Below are 16,492 nucleotides of genomic sequence, written 5' to 3'. Positions count from 1 at the left end.
AATATCACCGTGTGACCCCCGACCTCCAGCGTGCGCTACCGACCGTCGGAGTGGCGCGTGCGGCCATGCTCTTCGAGCAGCTCGACCTCGAGCAGGCGGTGAGCGTCCTCACGCCCGTGCTGACCGACGACCCGTCCGCGATCGAGGCCTGGATCCTGATGGCACGCCTGCGGCTGGCCATGGACGACGCGGCCGCCGCCCTGGACGCGGCCGACCACGGGATCAGCCTGAATCCCGGCGAGCCGCGGCCACTGGCGCTGGCCAGCCGCGCGCTCACCATGCTCGGACGGCACGAGGAAGCGGTCACCATGGCCTACCGGGCGGTCATCGCCGACCCGCGCAACGCGCTCTGGCACGACCGGGTCGCCTGGGCGCTGCTCTCGGCCGAACGGCACACCGCCGACGCCGAGCAGGCCGCCCGCACGGCGATCGGGCTCGACCCGAACGAGGCGCACTACTACTACACGCACGGCGTCGCGCTGGAGCGCATGGGCCACGTCGACCAGGCCCGCCAGGCGTTGCTGATCTCGCTGCGGATGGAGCCGGAGAACCCGGTCGTCCAGCATCGCCTCGCGGTGCTCAACGGCGAGGCCGAGCGGGAGACCACGGTCAAGAAGAAGGGCTGGCGGCTCTTCAAGAAGGGCTGATCAGCGCGTGTAGGCGATCAGATCGAGGTCGCGGACCGACGCCGGCTCGGTGGCCTGGACCTTCAGCGTGTTGTCCGGGCCGAACAGCGACAGTCTGGTGACGTCGTCGTCGCGGGAGCGCACCAGCAGGTTGCCGTCGGCGTCGAAGACCGCGCCGACGATGGTGCCCGGAACCGGCAGCTGCACCAGATCGCCGGTGGCCGTGTCGACCACGGCGTCGGCGGCGTCCGTGCCGGCCGCGTCCTCGCCGGTGCTCTGCAACGGGACGGTCACCCGCTCGCCGGTGGCGTCCACACTGGTCGGCTTGCAGGCGGCCAGGCCGTCCGGGTTGTCGGCGGTCTGCGTGTCGCCGAGGACCGGCACCGAGGTGCCCGACTCATCGTGGGCGCCGGCGATGCCCAGGCCGCAGTGCGAGGTGGCGTACACCAGCTTGCTGCCATCTCCCGACCAGCGGAAATGCTGCCCCTCGGTGAGGGCCGCGGGCAGCGGGGTGATCTCACCGGAGGCGAGGTCGAGCACGGCCGGCGACTCGACTGTCACCACCAGACGGTCGCCGGTCGGCGACCACGCCGGCGCCTGGTCGGGCGAGGTCACGCCGGTGGCGACCTGTTTCGGCGTGCCGTCGGGCGAGGCCGGGCCGACCATCAGGGCGCCGTTCTCCTCGTACGCGACCCGGGCGCCGTCCGGTGAGATGCCGACCGCCGAGGTGGTGTCCCGCAGCACGGTCTGGGTCTCGCCGTCGGCCGGTGACAGCTTCACCAGCGTGCCGCCCTCGCGGTAGAACGCGTGGCCGGGCAGGTCGGTGATGGTGCGCGAGAGCGGCGTGGCCGTGGTCGCCCTGGTCTTCGGCCGGCCGCCCCGATGCGGCGGGCGGACCTCGTCGGCCACGGGCGAGGTCGCCATCGTCGGCGCCGGGCGGGGCGCTTCCCTGGTCACCGGCCGGGAGGGGCTGACGGTGGCCGGGGGCGGCGACGAGGCGACGGCGGCCGCCGACGGCGCCTCGTCGTCCGAGCCGTGCGGCAGACCCCAGAGGCCACTGCCCAGCGCGGCCAGCACCACGACCGCGGCGGTGGTGCCGACCGCGGCCTCCCGGCGGCCGATCCGGCGCGACCGCCGCACCGCACGGTCGTACAGGTCGGTGGGCTCGGCGATGTCGGCCAGGTCGTGCAGCGAGGCGCGGAGCCGATCGTGGTCGCTCATCGGCCCGGCTCCGGGAGCATCCGGGTGTCCGGCATCAGCGCGCGCAGCCGGTCGAGGGCCCGCGCGGTCTGTGTCTTGACCGTGCTGACCGAGACACCGAGCAGCTGGGCCGCCTCGACCTCGGTGTGGTCCTCGAAGAAGCGCAGCACGATCACGGCCCGCTGCTTGGCGGTGAGCGTGAGCAGGGCCCGGCGCAGCATCAGCCGCTCGACCGCGGCGTCGGCCGGGTCGTCGGCGCCACGGCGCTGATCGGGTTCGAAGTCGGACGGGAAGACCTCGGCCACCTTCGGCCGCCGCCAGATGGACACCTGAGCGTGGTACATGACCTTGCGGCAGTACGCCTCGGCGTGCTCCGGGCGCTCCAGACGGGCCCAGGCGCGATGAGTGCGAGCTAGCGCTTCCTGCACCAGATCCTCGGCTAAGTGTTGATCCCCGGTCAAAAGGTACGCCGAACGCAGAAGCGCGTGTGAGCGAGCGCGGACGAAACGCGCGTAGTCGGCCTCACGGGCGTCCATCCAAGGGTGTCCGTTCGAGGAGACGAGGGAGACGTGAGCGTACCGAGGCGGCTCAACCACCGCGTGCCCGGTCGTCACGTCTTTCCCCTCTTCCCCCCGCACCGCTCGATGCCTCCCCGTGTGGGCACCGTTCGGCGCATATGAGGACGCGATTCCGTCGGTGCGCGGACGACACCCGTTCGGCCGAATTCGCGGTCCACCGAACGGCCGATCGTTGTCATGCCGCTCACATCCCTGATCAGGCGCGTTTTCGGTAGCGTCGAACGGGCACCGGTCTGTACGCGGGCGCGCGGCGCCCATGACGGAAGGACCCCCGCATGGCACGCCCTCGCATAGTGATCGTCGGGGCCGGGTTCGCCGGCTTCACCGCGGCCCGCACGCTGAGCAAGCTCGCCCGCGGCGGCGCCGAGATCATCGTCATCAACCCGACCGACTACTTCCTCTACCTGCCGCTGCTTCCCGAGGTGGCGGCCGGCATCCTCGAACCGCGCCGGGTGACCGTCTCGCTCGCGGCCGCGCTGCCCGACGTCAAAGTGGTCCTGGGCGAGGTCGAAGGCTTCGATCTGGACGGCCGTACGGTGACCTACCGCGACCCGGACGGCGGCACCGGCACGATCGGCTACCACCGCCTGGTCATCGCGGCCGGCAGCGTCAACAAGCTGCTCCCGGTGCCGGGCGTGAGCGAGTACGCGCACGGCTTCCGCGGCGTCTCCGAGGCGCTATATCTGCGCGACCACATCATCCGCCAGATCGAGATGGCCGCCGGCGCCGCCGACCCGGCCGAACGCGACGCCCGCTGCACGTTCGTCGTGGTCGGCGCCGGCTACACCGGAACCGAGGTGGCGGCGCAGGGCGTGCTCTACACCGACGCGCTGGTCAAGAAGAGGCCCGAGCTTCAGGGCCGGGTGCGCTGGCTGCTGCTCGACACCGCCGACCGGGTGCTGCCCTCATTGGACGGCCGCCTGGCCGACGCGTCCGACGCCGTGTTGCGGTCCCGGGGCGTCGAGCTTCTTCTGCGTACGAGCGTGAAGCAGGCCACACAGGACGGTGTGCACCTCTCGACCGGTGAGTTCGTGCCCACCAAGTCGCTGATCTGGTGCGTCGGCGTGCGCCCCGACCCGCTGGTGGCCGAGATGGGGCTGGAGATCGAACACGGCCGGCTCGTGGTCGACGAATTCCTCACGATTCCCGGGCATCCCGACGTGTACGCCATCGGCGACGCGGCCGCGGTGCCCGACCTGACCCGCCCCGGCGAGATCACCGGCATGACGGCGCAGCACGCGACCCGGCAGGGCGCGGCCGCGGCCAAGAACATCGCGGCCTCGTACGGCACCGGCCGCCGCCGCCCGTACCGCCACCACGACCTGGGTTTCGTGGTGGACCTGGGCGGCCTCGACGCCGCGGCCAACCCGATCGGCCTGCCCCTGTCCGGCCTGCCGGCCAAGGTGGTGACCCGCGGCTACCACCTGCTCTCGATGCCCGGCAACCGCGTCCGGGTCGCGGCCGACTGGCTGCTCGACGCCGCCCTGCCCCGCCAGGGCGTCCAGCTCGGCCTGGTCCGCGGCGCCGCGGTCCCGCTCGACAGCTCGTCGGCCTAGCAAGAGCCGCCGCCTACCCTGCATTGATGATCCGAGATGCGTTCCTCGAGTCGGCCGACGTCGCCGCGACGCTGCTGCGGGCGCCCGAGGTGTCCGAGCAGTGGTCCGGGCCGAGCGCGCTGACCGGCTACTCCTGCGGTGGCGTCGCCCGCCACCTGGCCAACCAGATCACGTACACCGTGACCTATCTGGCGGCGCCGCCGGGCGACGCCGCCATCCCGGTGCTTGACCACTTCACCGGAAACGACTGGCTGACATCGGGCCCGGACAGCGCCGACAACGTCGACATCAGGAATCGCAGCGAGCAGGCGGCCGCGGCAACGACGGCCGGCGAGCTCGCCGACCACGTCGACGCGGCGATCACCGAGCTGCGGACGGCGGTGCCGGCGCAACCGGCCGGGCGCGTCATCGACCTCGGGGAGTGGGGCCTGACGGTCGACGACTTCCTGCTGACGCGGGTGATGGAACTGGTCGTGCACGCCGACGACCTGGCGGTGAGTCTGGGCCTACCCACGTCGCCGATGCCGGCCGCGGCCACCGAGGCGACGATCGAGCTGCTCGGGCGCATCGCCGCGTGGCGGCACGGGCCGTTGAACGTGATCCGGGCCTTGTCCCGGCGCGAGCGGGCGCCGGGGTCGATCTCCGCGCTCTGAGGAAGCCCGCTCGCGCCGGAAGTCAGGTGCCAGTCACCGCACCAGTTCCGGTTCCGGTTCCCGCGCCAGTTCCGCTTCCCGTGCCTGCGCCGGTTCCGCTTCCCGTGCCTGCGTCGCTTGGGGTCTGGCCCTGTTGCATCTGGCCGCCGCCGGGGAGACCGCCCGGCATGCCGCCGGGCGCCTGGCCGCCCTGCTGCTGGGTGCCGCTCTGTTGAGCGCCCTGCTGCTGGGTGCCGCCCTGTTGAGCGCCCTGCTGCTGGGTGCCGCCCTGGGCGCCCTGCTGTGTCGTGCCCGTCGCGGCCAGGTTGGTGTCGGTGATCGAGGTGGCCGTGGCCTTCGAGTCGGCGCTGGTGGCGATGACGCGCACGGTGTGGCCGGTGGCGACCGAGGCGATCTGGTCGGCGCCGTTGTCGACGGTCGTGGCGCTGGTGATCACGTAGGTCTGGCTGAAGCCGTCGGTGCTCTTGACGGTGAGCGAACTGCTGCTGACGGCCGAGACGGTGCCGGTCTGGGTGACCTGCGTGGTGTAGCCGCCGTTGCCGTCGGAGATCACGTACTCGCCGTGCAGGGCGGCCGAGGCGCCGCCCATCGTGCCTCCGCCACCACTCAAGCCGCCACCATTCAAGCCGCCGCCGGGGAACTGGCCGCCGCCCGGGCCGCCCTGGGCCGAGGCGGAGCTGTCGCCGCCGGTCGCGGCCATCACGCCGGCCGTGATGCCGGCGCTGGCCACGGCCACCGCGACCAGCGCGCCGGCCGCGGCGAGCTTGGCGTTCTTGCGGCCACCCCCGGAACGATCGCCACCACCCTGGTCCTCCGGCGGCGTCCAGAGGGGCGGGGCGTAGTCGGAGGGGCCGGTTGTGGGGTAGGACGCTGTGGGGGCGGCGAAGGGCGTGTGATCATCGGAGTTGGTGATCGGCGAACGGGTCGAATGGTCGTGAACGGTCATCGTCTCGGGTCTCCCTCGGTTCGCTCGTGCGCTGCCGAGGACACTGACCGGCGTGACTATGTACTGCCTGTGGAGGTTTTAGGTGCCCGGTATCAACCCGGACGACGTTCGGGCGGTTCTCTTCGACATGGACGGCACCCTCGTCGCCTCGGACGGGGCGGTCGAGCGTTCCTGGCTGGCCTGGGCCGCCGAGTACGGCGTCGACGGCCACGAGGCGTACGAAATGGCTCATGGCGCGCCCAGCGAAAGCACCGTCCGTAAGCTTCTTCCGCACCTTCAGGAGGCGGCGATCCTGATCGCCTCGGCCCGTCAGCTCGAGTTGCAGTACGACGACCTCAGCGACGTCACCGCCACGCCGGGCGCGTTCGAGGTCCTGGCCGTGCTCGCCGAGCGGAACCTGCCGTGGGCCGTCGTGACCAGCGCCGACACGCGTCTGGCCAAGGCCCGGCTGGGCGCCGCCGGCATCGTCGCCCCGGTTCTGGTGACCACCGACGACATCGCCGCCGGCAAGCCCGACCCGGAGGGCTACCTGCGCGCCGCCGCGCTGCTCGGCGTCGACCCTTCCGCGTGCGTCGTCGTCGAGGACGCCGAGGTCGGGTTGCAGGCGGCCCGGGCCGCCGGCGCGCACACGGCGGCCCTGCGGGGGCTCGACGGCGACGTACGGCTGGACAGCCTCGCCGATCTGGCCGCGCTACTCAGCGGCAGGTAGGTCGTCCAGGAAGTCGGCGGTCGGCACGTAGAACAGCGAACCGGTCATCGCCGTCGAGAAGTCGAGGATCCGGTCGTACGTGCCGTAGGGCTCACCGAGGAACATCCGGCGCAGCATCAGCTCGGGAACGTCCGGAGTGGACGCGTACGCGATGTAGTACGTGCCGAACTCGCCCTCCTTGATCGAGCCGAACGGCATGTTGTCGCGCAGGATCTTCAGCTCGTTGCCGTCCGGGTCGTCTACGGTGTTGAGGGCGACGTGCGAGTTCGGGGCCTTGTCCTCGATCTCGACGTTGTCGAGCTTCGTACGGCCGATCGCCGCCTCCTGCTCCTCGACCTTCAGCGCGTTCCAGGCGGTCATGTCGTGTACGTACTTCTGCACCATGACGTAGCTGCCGCCGGCGAACTGCGGGTCCTCGTCGCCGACCAGGACGGCCCGCGAGGCGGTGGCGCCGGTCGGGTTCTCGGTGCCGTCGACGAAGCCGAGCAGGTCGCGCTCGTCGAAGTACTTGAAGCCGTGCGTCTCGTCGACCACGTCGGCCACGCCGGCCAGCCGCTGGGCGATCTTGGCGGCCATCTCGAAGCACACGTCCATCTGCCCGGCCCGCAGGTGGAACAGCAGGTCGCCGGGGGTGGAGGGAGCGACGTGCCGTGGGCCCTTCCACGACCGGAACTTGTGCAGTTCGGCCGGGCGGGGGCCGTTCGGGAAGAGCCGGTCCCACAGCTCGGAGCCGATGCCGGTGACGCAGGAGAGCTTGGCCGACGGGAGCCGGAAGCCGACCGTGCGCTGGAGCGCGCTGACGTCGGAGAGGAGGTCGCGGACGGCCTGCTCGCCGCCCGGCCGCACGGTCATCACCAGGAAGATCGCCGCGTCGGTGAGCGGCGCGAGCACGGCCTGCGATTCGACCGTGGGAGCGACGGAACGGGGCGCTGTCATGGTCAGCAGCCTACGGACCGTAGGCCGATAATGACCCCATGAGTGATCGGCGTGACGTGTGATGCGGCCCTTCGCGTTTTCGGGGCGGACCTGCGTGGTTACCGGGGCGGCGAGCGGCATCGGGGCGGCGCTGACGCATGAGCTGGCCCGGCGGCGGGCGGTGCTCGTGCTGGTCGACCGGGACGCCGGCGGACTGGCCCGGGTGGCCGAACTGGCGCGGGAGCTCGGGTCGCCGGACGTGTCGACGTACGAGATCGATCTGAGCGACGGCGGCGACCGGCTGGACCTGGCGGCCGAGATCGCCTCGCGCCACGGCGGGGCCGACCTTCTGGTGAACAACGCCGGGGTGACCCTGATGGGCACGTTCGAGCAGAACAGCATGGCCGATTTCGACTGGCTGCTGGAGATCAACCTCCATGCGGTCGTACGGATGACCAAGGCGTTCCTGCCGCAGTTGCTGGCCCGGCCCGGGTCGCACGTGGTGAACGTGTCCAGCCTCTTCGGGCTGATCGCCCCGGCGGGCCAGGTGGCGTACGTGACCAGCAAATTCGCGGTCCGGGGCTTCACCGACGCCCTGCGCAACGAGCTGGAGCCGCGCGGCGTCGGCGTGACGGTGGTGCACCCGGGCGGCATCAAGACCAGCATCGCGGCCAGCGCGCGGCTCAGCGGCGGCGACCCGGGCGGGGAGCAGGCCGCGCAGGCCGAGAAGTTCGAGGAGCGGGCGCTGACCATGCCGGCCGAGGAGGCGGCCCGCCAGATCCTCACGGCCATTCAGCGCCGCCGCCCGCGCCTGGTGATCGGTGGTGTGGCGCGGGCCGCGGACGTGCTGGCGAGGCTGACCCCGACCCGCTACTGGAAGCTCGCCCAGCGGGCCGGGAAACGACTGACTTAGAAGGCCGCGAAGCGCCGGCGGTCGCGGCCGTCGATCGTGGTGAAGTCACCGCCGGCTTGGACTGTGCCCTTGTGCACGGTCAGGACCCGTACGCCGATGACGCCGTTGGCCTTGGGACCCCAGCTCGTCAGGGTGCCGTTGGCGGTGAGCGCGGCCAGCTTGAGCCGGGGCGTGGCACCGTCGACGCAGCCGCCCTTGGCACCGTTGCGTTCGGTTCGGCAGATGGCGTCGAAGTGGCCGCCGACGTAGGTGATGCCCCCGGCCGACGCGATGGCGGCCGCGTCGCCGTCGAAGACGCGCTGCCAGCGCAGGGCGCCCGTGGTCGCGTACGACAAAGCCCGTCCGCCCACCCCGGCCGTGGCGACCTGCACGCCCGAGACGTCGACGGCTATCGCGCGGACCTCGGCCGGCACCCGTGGGCGGAAGACCGGGTCGACGGCCCCGCTCGTGCTGCTCACGGCGGCCAGGCGCAGCGTGCCCTTGACGCCGTTGACGATGTGGAAGCCGCCGCCCAGATAGACGCGCGGCCCGGCGACCGTGAGCGCGTGCACGGTGTCGTCGGTGAGCGGCCGCCAGCGGGTGTCGAGCCGCCCGGTGGTGAGGTCGAAGGCGGCCAGGTTGCCGCGCCGCTCGTCGTCGACCGCGGTGAAGCTGCCGCCCAGATAGAGCCGGTTGCCGGCGGTGCCGAGCGCGTACGCCGTACCGGTGATCTCGTGGGCGAACGACGCGACAGCGCCGCTCGACGGGTTGATCCGGGCCAGTGAGTCCCGGTCCTCGCCGCCGACCTCGTGAAAGTCGCCGGCCGCGTAGACGCTGTCGGCGGTGGTGGCGAGCGCGCGGACCGTGCCGTCCGCCGGCGGCGCCCAGTCGAGCAGGTCGCCGGTGCGCGCGTCGAAGGCGGCCAGCCGCATCCGCTTGTAGGTCTTCCCTCCGGCCGACGCGCTCGTGAACGCGCCGCCGACGTAGACCGTGTCGCCGCGGTGGGCGATCGCGTACACGCCGCCGTTGAAGGTCGGCGCGGTCCGTGGTGTCACCGGGGCCGGCAGGGCCCCGACCAGCATGGCAGTGAGGAAGGGGAGGAAAGGCACAAAGTCCTAACCGTCGTGGGTGCCGGAAAGGCTCGGCGCCTCCTCTTTCACGAGTTCGTGCCGCTCGTCGTCGGCGGCCAGGGTCTGCGTGCGCAGCCCCAGCATGGAGAGCCATTCGACGAGCTGGCGGTGGATCGTGTCCGGCCCGTCCAGCTCGGGCTGGGTGATCGGCCAGCGGGCCGGGTGCACCAGCACCGCGTCGGTCTGCCAGCCGCCCAGGCCGCCGTGCGAGCCGACCAGTTCCTCGAACGCCGCCACCTCCTCGGTGACCGGGTCGACCGAGCTGATCAGCACCAGGTCGCCCAGGTGCACGGACTCCTGGTGGCGCAGCAGATCATGGCGGGCCCGGGGACCGTACGGCAGCAAGGGGTCGATGCCCTCGACGACGCCGTCGGCGAGCCGGTGGGTGCCGGAGGTGCCGAGCACGACCGGGCCGTCGGTGTCGCGGACGATGACCAGGCCGATCCCGGGGTGAGCGACCAGGCCGTTGATCAGGCGCGGGTAGACGCTCTCGATCTGCTCCCGGTCGAGCCGCTGGGGGAACCTGGTCAGGTAGACCAGGGAGAGGTTGCCGGACGAGACCACCAGCAGCGGGGCGACCGGCGGCTCGGGGAAGTCGGGCTCCTTGGTCGCCTCCTCCTCGGCCGGGGTGGACGGCGCGTCGGCCGGGTCGGGCGCCGAGAACCGCTCGACCACCTCGTCCAGGGTCTCGCCGTAGCGCTGCTTGAAGGTGGCGCCCTGGCTCTGCCCGTGGTCGGAGAGCACGACCAGGTGGTATCGGCGGGCCGCCTCGGGGGCGAGCCGTTCGAGCACGCCGAGCATCCGGTCCAGGCTTTCCAGCTGGCGCATCGACTCGGGCCGGGCCGGGCCGGCGTGGTGCGCCACCTCGTCGTAGTCGACCAGGTCGCAGTACACGGCCGGGGCGCCACGGGCCATCTGCTCGGCGATCAGCGACACGTTGACGTCACGCAGCAGCATCGAGGCCGGCCGCAGGGCCAGGAACGAACCGGACCGGCTCACCCGGGGCTGGAGGTTACGGCGGCGCTGGAGGCGGGCCTGGTGCAGCTCGGTGATCACCTCGCCGACGCCGAGGACCAGGGCCCGGGTGAAGCCGTACGGGGACGCCATGAACGCCGCCCAGCCGCGCGCCGACCGGCCCGGCAGCGCCGCGTGGCTGACCGTGAGCAGGCTGACCGCGGCGTCGCCGCTGAACGCGTTGCCGATGCTGACCCCGCCGTCGCGCAGCAGGCCCCGGCCGTCGCTGAGCCGCGGCTCGAGCACGGCGGCGTCGCGCGGCCGGTTGGTGACCATCAGCTTGCCGGTGTCCTTCTCGAACCAGCGGAACGCCGGCACCTGCCGGGTGGCGCCGTGCAGGATGCCGGCCTGCGAGGCGGGCGTGGTCGACGGCAGCCCGGTGTGCCAGCCGCGCATGGTGTGGCTGCCCGAGCGCAGCCAGTGCCCGAGGGTGGGCAGGTTGCCGGCCCGCACGGCCCAGCGCAGGACCGGCTCGGAGAGGCCGTCGAGCTGGATCATCAGCAGACCCGGGTCGGTGCCGGTGCGGGGGCGGCGCAGGGAGAGGAACGGGCCGCCGGCCAGCCGGGCCTGACGGCGCCGCACGCCGCGCATGAGCCGCTTGGACTCGCGGACGAAGGTGTCGTCGGAGCCGCTGTCCAGCATCCAGTCGACGATCGCGGCGAAGACGATGGCCAGGATCGCGGTCAGCACCAGCGAGGGAAGTCCGGTGATCCGGTTGGCCGGGTCGATCTCGAGGGCGACCACGATGACGGTGATCTGGGCCAGGATGCCGAGCAGCATGGCGCCCCAGCCGCCGAGGGCCACGATGCCGACCAGCAGCAGCGGGCGCAGCACGGCGCCGACACCGGCCACCACCAGCACCAGGCCCAGCGTGTCGACGATGTCGTTGCTGTTCACGCCCGGCATCAGCCACAGGGTGAGGGTCAGGACGACGAAGGTGACCAGGGCGCTGCGCAGGACGGCGCGCAGCCGGTTGAGCACCCGGCGCCAGCTGAGCAGCGCGCGCAGATCGGCCCGCCAGTCGCGGGCGGCCGGGGCGGACGGAGGCTCGTGCAGGCTGATGGCCACGGGAAAACGATGTCACAGCTTCCGCCGAATCACGGGCTCCTCGTTAGTGTGATCACTTGGGGTTTGTTTGCCCCCTACGGATAGCTTCGGAGCGGTGCGCGCCCGAATAGTCTTGATCATCCTCATGATCGCCGCCATGTCCGCTTGCAGTGGTCCGGACGAGGAGCCCGTGCCGGCGACGCCCAAGATCGTCGGTTACTTCACGGGCTGGGGCGTCTACAACCGCGACTTCCAGGTCGAAGACCTGGTCACCAGCGGCGCCGCCGACCGCCTGACCCACCTCAACTACGCCTTCGGCAAGGTCGAGAAGGGCCGGTGCGCCGTCGCCGACGCCTGGGCCGACTATCAGAAGCCGATCTCGGCCGGCTCCTCCGGACTGCAGGGCAACTTCGGCCGGCTCCGCGAGCTCAAACGGCAACACCCGAACCTGCGGGTGCTGTGGTCGTTCGGCGGCTGGACCGGCTCGGCCGGCTTCACCGAGGCCGCCCGCGACCCGGGCGCGTTCGCCGACTCCTGCCACCAGCTGGTCACCGACCAGCGCTGGTCCGGCCTGTTCGACGGCATCGACATCGACTGGGAGTACCCGAACGCCTGTGGCCTGCAGTGCGACAAGAGCGGTCCCGGCGCTCTGCCGAAGATGATCACCGCGCTGCGCTCGGCCTTCGGCCCCGGCGCGCTGATCACCGCGGCGGTGCCGGCCGACGTGTCCAAGCTGAAGGCCACCGACTACAAGACCGTTTCCGGTACGGCGGACTGGCTGAACGCGATGACGTACGACTACTTCGGCGCCGGTGGCGACGACGCTCGCAAGACCCCGAAGACGGCACCCCACTCGCCGCTGACCACCTACCCCGGCATTCCTCGCGAGACGTCCACGACGACGGCCACCGTCGACGAGCTCCTCGCCCTCGGCGTCCCCCCGGAGAAGGTACTGCTCGGCCTCGGCTTCTACGGCCGCGGCTGGGACGGCGTCACCCAGGCCGAACCGGGCGGCGAGGCGTCCGGCCCGGCGCCCGGGAGATACGAGAAGGGCCTCGAGGACTACAAGATCCTGGCCCAGCGCTGCCCACCGACCGGCACGATCGCCGGCACGGCCTACGCACATTGCGGCACCCAATGGTGGTCCTACGACACACCGGAAACCATCGAGACCAAGATTGAGTACGCCCGTGGCAAACGGCTGGGCGGGGCCTTCGCGTGGGAACTGTCCGGCGACACGGCCAAGGGCGACCTGCTCGGCGCGGTCAGCTCGGGGCTGGCCGCGCCGCCGACCGAATAATCCCGGCCAGCCGCTCCCGGGCCGGCGACGGCGGTTCGCCGGCCCGCTCGGCCAGGTAGATCGTGTTCAACGGGACGACCGCCGGCTCGTGCAGCCGCACCAGGCGCCCGGCCGCGAGATCGGCCGCGCACAGATATTCGGGCAGCACGCTGTAGCCGCCGCCGGCGATCACGGTGGCGAGCACGGCGTGCAGATTGGGTACGACCACGGCCGCGTCCCGCGAAGGCCGGGCGCCGAACTCGGTCTGCCAGTAACGGCGGACGATCGGAAGGTCCTCGGCGTACGCGACGAGCGGCACCGTCTTCAGGTCGCGCCCCGCCACCTCGGGCGGCCCGACCAGCAGGAACTCCTCGTCGCAGAGCGGCTCGACACGCAGTCCGGCCCCGCGCGGCCGCACGCTGAGCAGCGCCAGGTCGATCGAGCCGTCCCGCAGCCGGGCGGTGAGCTCGGCCGGCAGGCCGAAACTGACCCGCAGCGCAAGGCCCTGGGCGACGAGCGGCCCGGCCGCCGGCAGCACCACGGCGGTGAGGAACTCGGTCGGCCCGCCCAGGTGCACCTCGTCCGCGCCGGCCTCGTCGACCACCAGCCCGGCCAGCTTGTCGAGGGGTTCGCTGACCCGCCGGGCCAGCAGGTCGGCGGCCGGGGTGGGCGCGACACCGCGCGGCAGCCGGGTGAACAGGGGCTTGCCGAGCGCGGACTCCAGGGCCCGCAGCTGCCCGGTCACGGTCGGCTGGGACAGCGAGAGCCGCCGCGCGCCCGCGGTGACCGACCCGGCCCGGTAGACGGCCAGGAAGGTACGCAGCAGGTCCAGGGAGAGCTCCATGGGCGGTCAGCCTATTTGCACCCAGACGTTGTCGAGCGCGCCGTTGAACTGGTCGTTGTCCGCGTAGGCGCCCTTGCCGCCGATGCTCATCGGCCGGTCGTTGGTGATCGACAGCTTGGCCGGGATCGTGGTGCGGCCGCGCAGATAGCCGTTGACGAGCACGAAGAGGTTGGTGGCGACCCGCCGGCACTCGACGGAATGCCACTGGCCGTCGGCCACGCTGACCGAGCTGGTGGCCATCCGGATGGGCGGCCGTTTGTCGTCGACCAGCACACAGCTGGGCCGGCCGGCGGCGCCGTCGATCTGCAGCTTCCACTGGCTGCTGGTGGTCGAGTAGCCCTTCTGCACGACGTTCTGCCCTTTGCTGGTCTGCCCCGGCGTCAGCATGACCTCGGCTCCGAACGCGATGTTGCGCGTACCCGGGTTGAGATCGGCGGAGGAGGTGGCGGTCTGCAGCGCGACATGCGGGCAGACCCGCGCGGTGCAGCGGCTGGGAAAGGCCAGAGCCGACCCTTGCCCATGTACGACCCGCCGAACGGCCCCACCGTGCCCCGAGATGACGCGCAGGGTGTGCCCCCGCCCCGACTCGTCGATGATCGACCCGGCCCGCCCGTTGAACGCGTACCGAGCCACCAGTAGCCCCGTAGTCGGCGTAGGCGCCACCGCGGGCCCTTCTCCCCGAGCCCCTTCCATCCGGCGCGGCACCCCAGGCACCGCCCCCAGCCCGGCGGCCAGGGGCGCGGCCGCCCGCTCGTGCCCCGCCCCGGCCTGGTCCGGCGCGGCGGCGAGGGGTGCGGCTGCCCGCTCCGGCCCCGGCTTGGCCTGCCTCGGCGCGGCCAGAGGCGCGGTCGCTCGCCCCGGCCCGGCCAGCCCTGGCGTGGTGGTGAGGGACGGGATCGCCCGCATGAGCCCCGTCCTGGCCTGCTTCGGCGCGGTGAGGGTCGCGGCCGCCCGCTCTAGCTCTGGCCTGGCCTGGTTCGGCGCGGCGGCGAAGGGCTTGGCGGCGGCGGCTTGGCGCGGGGCGGCGTGCTTCGGGGCGGCGTGCTTCGGGGCGGCGTGCTCCGGGGCGGCGGCGAGGGCCTCGGGCGGCGCTGCGAGGGGAGCGTGCGCGGGCAGCGGATTGGCGATGAGGGAAACGGCCGCCGTCGAGACGGCGACGAGGGCAGCGCCGAACCAACAAGATCGCATGCCCGAATTATCGCCTGTCGGCCCATTCGTCCTGGCGACTTCCGCCCCCTCGAACCGGGCGAACCTGGCCACCAAAAGGACTAATCAGGCCTAAAAGGTACGAAACCGGAATGAACGCTCCCCGCCAACGGCGATCTCCCGTCCCCTGAGGGCTGGGGAGGGCGCCGTCGGCGGGAAGCGAACCTTCGGGCGGATCAGGAGGAGCGGGACGTCGTCTTGCGGGCGGCGGTCTTACGGGCGGTCGTCGTGGCCGGGACCTCGGGCGCCGGGGTGGCGGCCTTGCGGGGCGCGGCAGCGCGGCGGCCAGAGGTGGTGGTCCGGGTCGAGGCGGCCGTGGCCGCCTTGCGGGCCGTGGCACGGGCAGCGGTCGCGCGGGCAGTGGAGGCGCCCTCGTCGGCGGCCACCTCCTCGGCCGGCGTAGCGGGCAGGTCGGCAACCTCGGCCACGGGCGCGGCCGAGGCCGCCTTTGCGGCGCCGGCGGTGGCCGGGGCGGCCTGGGTGGTAGCGGGCGCGGCCTTAGCCCCCGCGGCGGTCGCGGGCGCGGCCTTGGTGCCGGTCGAGGTGGCGCCGGCGGCGGTAGCGGACGCGGCCTCGGCGGTCGAGGTGGCGCCGGCGTCGGTAACAGGCGCGGCCTGGGCGGTCGAGGTGGCGGCGGGGGTGGCCGAGGGGGCCTCAGCGGTTGTGGGGCTGGTGGCGGCGGCGCGGTCGCGGGCCTTCTCGCGGGTGATCAGGTCGGCCAGGACGGCCTTGCTGTATTTCTCCTCGAGGGCGGTGGCGCGGGCCGCGGCCTTGCCCGCCTTGGCGACAGCCTTCTTGTGCGCCTTCTCCAGGCGGGCCTTGTCGCGTTCCTGCGTCTTCAGTGAGCGCTTGAGCCGGCGGGCCTCGGCCTCGGCGTTGCGCAGCGCCTGCTTCTGGCGCAGGGTCATGTCGGCGTTGGTGCGCAGGCGGTTCTCGAGTTCGGTGACGGTGGTCTTGGCGCGTTCGGCGGCTTCGTGGGCGGCTCCGGACGCGTCGCGGCGACGGTCGAGCTGGTTCGAACTCACGAGTGTCTCCTTTCGTCTCACCTTTGGCCGTACCCGCGGATTGACGACGGACGACATGAAGGCGAAGTCAAAGTTACGAGGATTGCTCGACAACTTCGGCCGCGCGAGCCCGGCGGCGACGAATGTGACGTACGTGAAGAGTTATGTAGGACACAAGAGCGATGGTGATGATCCCGATTGCCCACCATTTGTACCGGAGTGCGTGCTCGATGATCTCGACCAGGTGGGTGCCGAAGACGAACGCCACGGTCGTCCAGAAGCCGACCCACAGGGCCGCCCCGATCGCGTTGTAGAGCAGGAACTGCTTCCACGGCATCGCGGTGATGCCGGCGATCACGCCGTTGAACTGGCGCAGTCCGTCGATGAAGCGGGCCACCACGACGATCCGGCCGCCCCGCCGGGCGAAGAAGCCCTCGGCCCGGGCCAGCCGCTCGGGGGTCAGGAAAACGTACTTTCCCCAGCGTAGAGCGGCTTTGCGGCCGCCTTTGACGCCGATCCAGTAGCCGACGTTGTCGCCGAGCACGGCCGCGATGAAGGCGATCGCGGCCACACCGAAGATGTTGAGCCGGCCGGCGCCGGCGTAGATCGCCGCGGCGACCATGATGGTCTGCCCGGGCGCGGGGACTCCGAAGCTCTCCACTCCGATGGAACCCGCGACGGCGAGGTAGCCCCACCGGTCGAGGTACGGAGCGACGCCGTGCAGGAATCCCGGAAGGTCGGCTGAAGGTGGCATCGCTTATCTACGGTAGCCGGGCTTCGGGTGGCGCAACGCACAGAGTGGCGATGGTTGTTCGAACGGGGACCCGGGCGGCCCGTGCCGAACGCGCCGGACGGCGCTGAAGATCGGCCGTTCGGGCCTGGCGCATTCACGG

General features: G+C 72.1%; 16 protein-coding genes. 6 read left to right on the top strand and 10 right to left on the bottom strand.

From position 1 onward, the window contains the following. Window positions 1-11 precede the first annotated feature (11 nt). Entirely contained in the window at window positions 12-647 is a 636-nt protein-coding gene (locus AB0C26_RS13110; protein ID WP_360246276.1) for a tetratricopeptide repeat protein, read from the top strand. On the opposite strand, the gene AB0C26_RS13105 is transcribed toward AB0C26_RS13110, so the two are convergent. Continuing rightward, complete coding sequence (locus AB0C26_RS13105; protein ID WP_360246274.1) at window positions 648-1,847, bottom strand: hypothetical protein; 1,200 nt, start codon at window positions 1,845-1,847, stop codon at window positions 648-650. It lies immediately after the preceding gene. Beyond that, window positions 1,844-2,362, bottom strand: a complete 519-nt coding sequence (locus AB0C26_RS13100) for a SigE family RNA polymerase sigma factor (protein WP_360246272.1) — start codon at window positions 2,360-2,362, stop codon at window positions 1,844-1,846. Before AB0C26_RS13100 ends, AB0C26_RS13105 begins: the two co-directional genes overlap by 4 nt. Window positions 2,363-2,679: 317 nt before the next feature. On the opposite strand from AB0C26_RS13100, the gene AB0C26_RS13095 reads away from it, so the two are divergent. Then, window positions 2,680-3,960, top strand: coding sequence for an NAD(P)/FAD-dependent oxidoreductase (locus tag AB0C26_RS13095; RefSeq protein ID WP_360246270.1), 1,281 nt, complete (start codon window positions 2,680-2,682; stop codon window positions 3,958-3,960). A 26-nt stretch (window positions 3,961-3,986) separates the two neighbouring features. Beyond that, window positions 3,987-4,613 (top strand): maleylpyruvate isomerase N-terminal domain-containing protein, encoded by a 627-nt coding sequence (locus AB0C26_RS13090; protein WP_360246268.1) that lies wholly within the window; start codon window positions 3,987-3,989, stop codon window positions 4,611-4,613. Window positions 4,614-4,635: 22 nt separating this feature from the next. On the opposite strand, the gene AB0C26_RS13085 is transcribed toward AB0C26_RS13090, so the two are convergent. Further along, window positions 4,636-5,559 carry a hypothetical protein gene (locus AB0C26_RS13085; RefSeq protein ID WP_360246266.1) on the bottom strand — a complete coding sequence of 308 codons (924 nt, stop codon included), beginning with the start codon at window positions 5,557-5,559 and terminating at the stop codon, window positions 4,636-4,638. A gap of 82 nt (window positions 5,560-5,641) precedes the next feature. Here AB0C26_RS13085 and AB0C26_RS13080 point away from each other — a divergent pair, with 82 nt between their 5' ends. Continuing rightward, entirely contained in the window at window positions 5,642-6,268 is a 627-nt protein-coding gene (locus AB0C26_RS13080; protein WP_360246264.1) for an HAD-IA family hydrolase, read from the top strand. Here AB0C26_RS13080 and AB0C26_RS13075 read toward each other — a convergent pair. Then, complete coding sequence (locus AB0C26_RS13075; protein WP_360246262.1) at window positions 6,251-7,204, bottom strand: Dyp-type peroxidase; 954 nt, start codon at window positions 7,202-7,204, stop codon at window positions 6,251-6,253. The two genes, AB0C26_RS13080 and AB0C26_RS13075, sit on opposite strands and share 18 nt — an antisense overlap. Window positions 7,205-7,298: 94 nt before the next feature. On the opposite strand from AB0C26_RS13075, the gene AB0C26_RS13070 reads away from it, so the two are divergent. Next, entirely contained in the window at window positions 7,299-8,096 is a 798-nt protein-coding gene (locus AB0C26_RS13070) for an SDR family NAD(P)-dependent oxidoreductase (RefSeq protein WP_360246258.1), read from the top strand. Here AB0C26_RS13070 and AB0C26_RS13065 read toward each other — a convergent pair. Both AB0C26_RS13065 and AB0C26_RS13060 read right to left on the bottom strand, forming a co-directional pair. After that, window positions 8,093-9,184 carry a hypothetical protein gene (locus AB0C26_RS13065; protein WP_360246256.1) on the bottom strand — a complete coding sequence of 364 codons (1,092 nt, stop codon included), beginning with the start codon at window positions 9,182-9,184 and terminating at the stop codon, window positions 8,093-8,095. The two genes, AB0C26_RS13070 and AB0C26_RS13065, sit on opposite strands and share 4 nt — an antisense overlap. 6 nt (window positions 9,185-9,190) lie before the next feature. Next, window positions 9,191-11,287, bottom strand: a complete 2,097-nt coding sequence (locus AB0C26_RS13060) for an alkaline phosphatase family protein (RefSeq protein ID WP_360246254.1) — start codon at window positions 11,285-11,287, stop codon at window positions 9,191-9,193. A gap of 94 nt (window positions 11,288-11,381) precedes the next feature. Here AB0C26_RS13060 and AB0C26_RS13055 point away from each other — a divergent pair, with 94 nt between their 5' ends. Continuing rightward, window positions 11,382-12,566 (top strand): glycoside hydrolase family 18 protein, encoded by a 1,185-nt coding sequence (locus AB0C26_RS13055; RefSeq protein WP_360246252.1) that lies wholly within the window; start codon window positions 11,382-11,384, stop codon window positions 12,564-12,566. On the opposite strand, the gene AB0C26_RS13050 is transcribed toward AB0C26_RS13055, so the two are convergent. The 4 genes from AB0C26_RS13050 to AB0C26_RS13035 all read right to left on the bottom strand — a co-directional run bounded on the left by AB0C26_RS13050 (window position 12,532) and on the right by AB0C26_RS13035 (window position 16,353). Beyond that, complete coding sequence (locus AB0C26_RS13050; protein ID WP_360246250.1) at window positions 12,532-13,389, bottom strand: LysR family transcriptional regulator; 858 nt, start codon at window positions 13,387-13,389, stop codon at window positions 12,532-12,534. The two genes, AB0C26_RS13055 and AB0C26_RS13050, sit on opposite strands and share 35 nt — an antisense overlap. Window positions 13,390-13,395: 6 nt before the next feature. Beyond that, a complete protein-coding gene (locus AB0C26_RS13045; RefSeq protein WP_360246248.1) occupies window positions 13,396-14,577 on the bottom strand; it encodes a LamG-like jellyroll fold domain-containing protein in 1,182 nt (393 codons plus the stop codon). Window positions 14,578-14,771: 194 nt separating this feature from the next. Next, window positions 14,772-15,620, bottom strand: a complete 849-nt coding sequence (locus tag AB0C26_RS13040) for a hypothetical protein (RefSeq protein ID WP_360246246.1) — start codon at window positions 15,618-15,620, stop codon at window positions 14,772-14,774. Between the two features lie 73 nt (window positions 15,621-15,693). Beyond that, window positions 15,694-16,353, bottom strand: a complete 660-nt coding sequence (locus AB0C26_RS13035) for a DedA family protein (RefSeq protein ID WP_360246244.1) — start codon at window positions 16,351-16,353, stop codon at window positions 15,694-15,696. Window positions 16,354-16,492 lie beyond the last annotated feature (139 nt).

It is taken from the genome of Actinoplanes sp. NPDC048796, from assembly GCF_040650035.1.
Classification (GTDB): domain Bacteria; phylum Actinomycetota; class Actinomycetes; order Mycobacteriales; family Micromonosporaceae; genus Actinoplanes.
Note: the sequence above shows the minus strand (reverse complement) of the source record. Positions and strands in the feature narration are given on the sequence as shown.

Coding starts and splice junctions, on each gene's coding strand:
- AB0C26_RS13105 (WP_360246274.1), bottom strand. CDS start 1,847: ATGAGCGACCACGATCGGCTCCGCGCCTCGCTGCACGACCTGGCCGAC.
- AB0C26_RS13100 (WP_360246272.1), bottom strand. CDS start 2,362: ATGGACGCCCGTGAGGCCGACTACGCGCGTTTCGTCCGCGCTCGCTCA.
- AB0C26_RS13095 (WP_360246270.1), top strand. CDS start 2,680: ATGGCACGCCCTCGCATAGTGATCGTCGGGGCCGGGTTCGCCGGCTTC.
- AB0C26_RS13090 (WP_360246268.1), top strand. CDS start 3,987: ATGATCCGAGATGCGTTCCTCGAGTCGGCCGACGTCGCCGCGACGCTG.
- AB0C26_RS13085 (WP_360246266.1), bottom strand. CDS start 5,559: ATGACCGTTCACGACCATTCGACCCGTTCGCCGATCACCAACTCCGAT.
- AB0C26_RS13075 (WP_360246262.1), bottom strand. CDS start 7,204: ATGACAGCGCCCCGTTCCGTCGCTCCCACGGTCGAATCGCAGGCCGTG.
- AB0C26_RS13050 (WP_360246250.1), bottom strand. CDS start 13,389: ATGGAGCTCTCCCTGGACCTGCTGCGTACCTTCCTGGCCGTCTACCGG.
- AB0C26_RS13045 (WP_360246248.1), bottom strand. CDS start 14,577: ATGCGATCTTGTTGGTTCGGCGCTGCCCTCGTCGCCGTCTCGACGGCG.
- AB0C26_RS13035 (WP_360246244.1), bottom strand. CDS start 16,353: ATGCCACCTTCAGCCGACCTTCCGGGATTCCTGCACGGCGTCGCTCCG.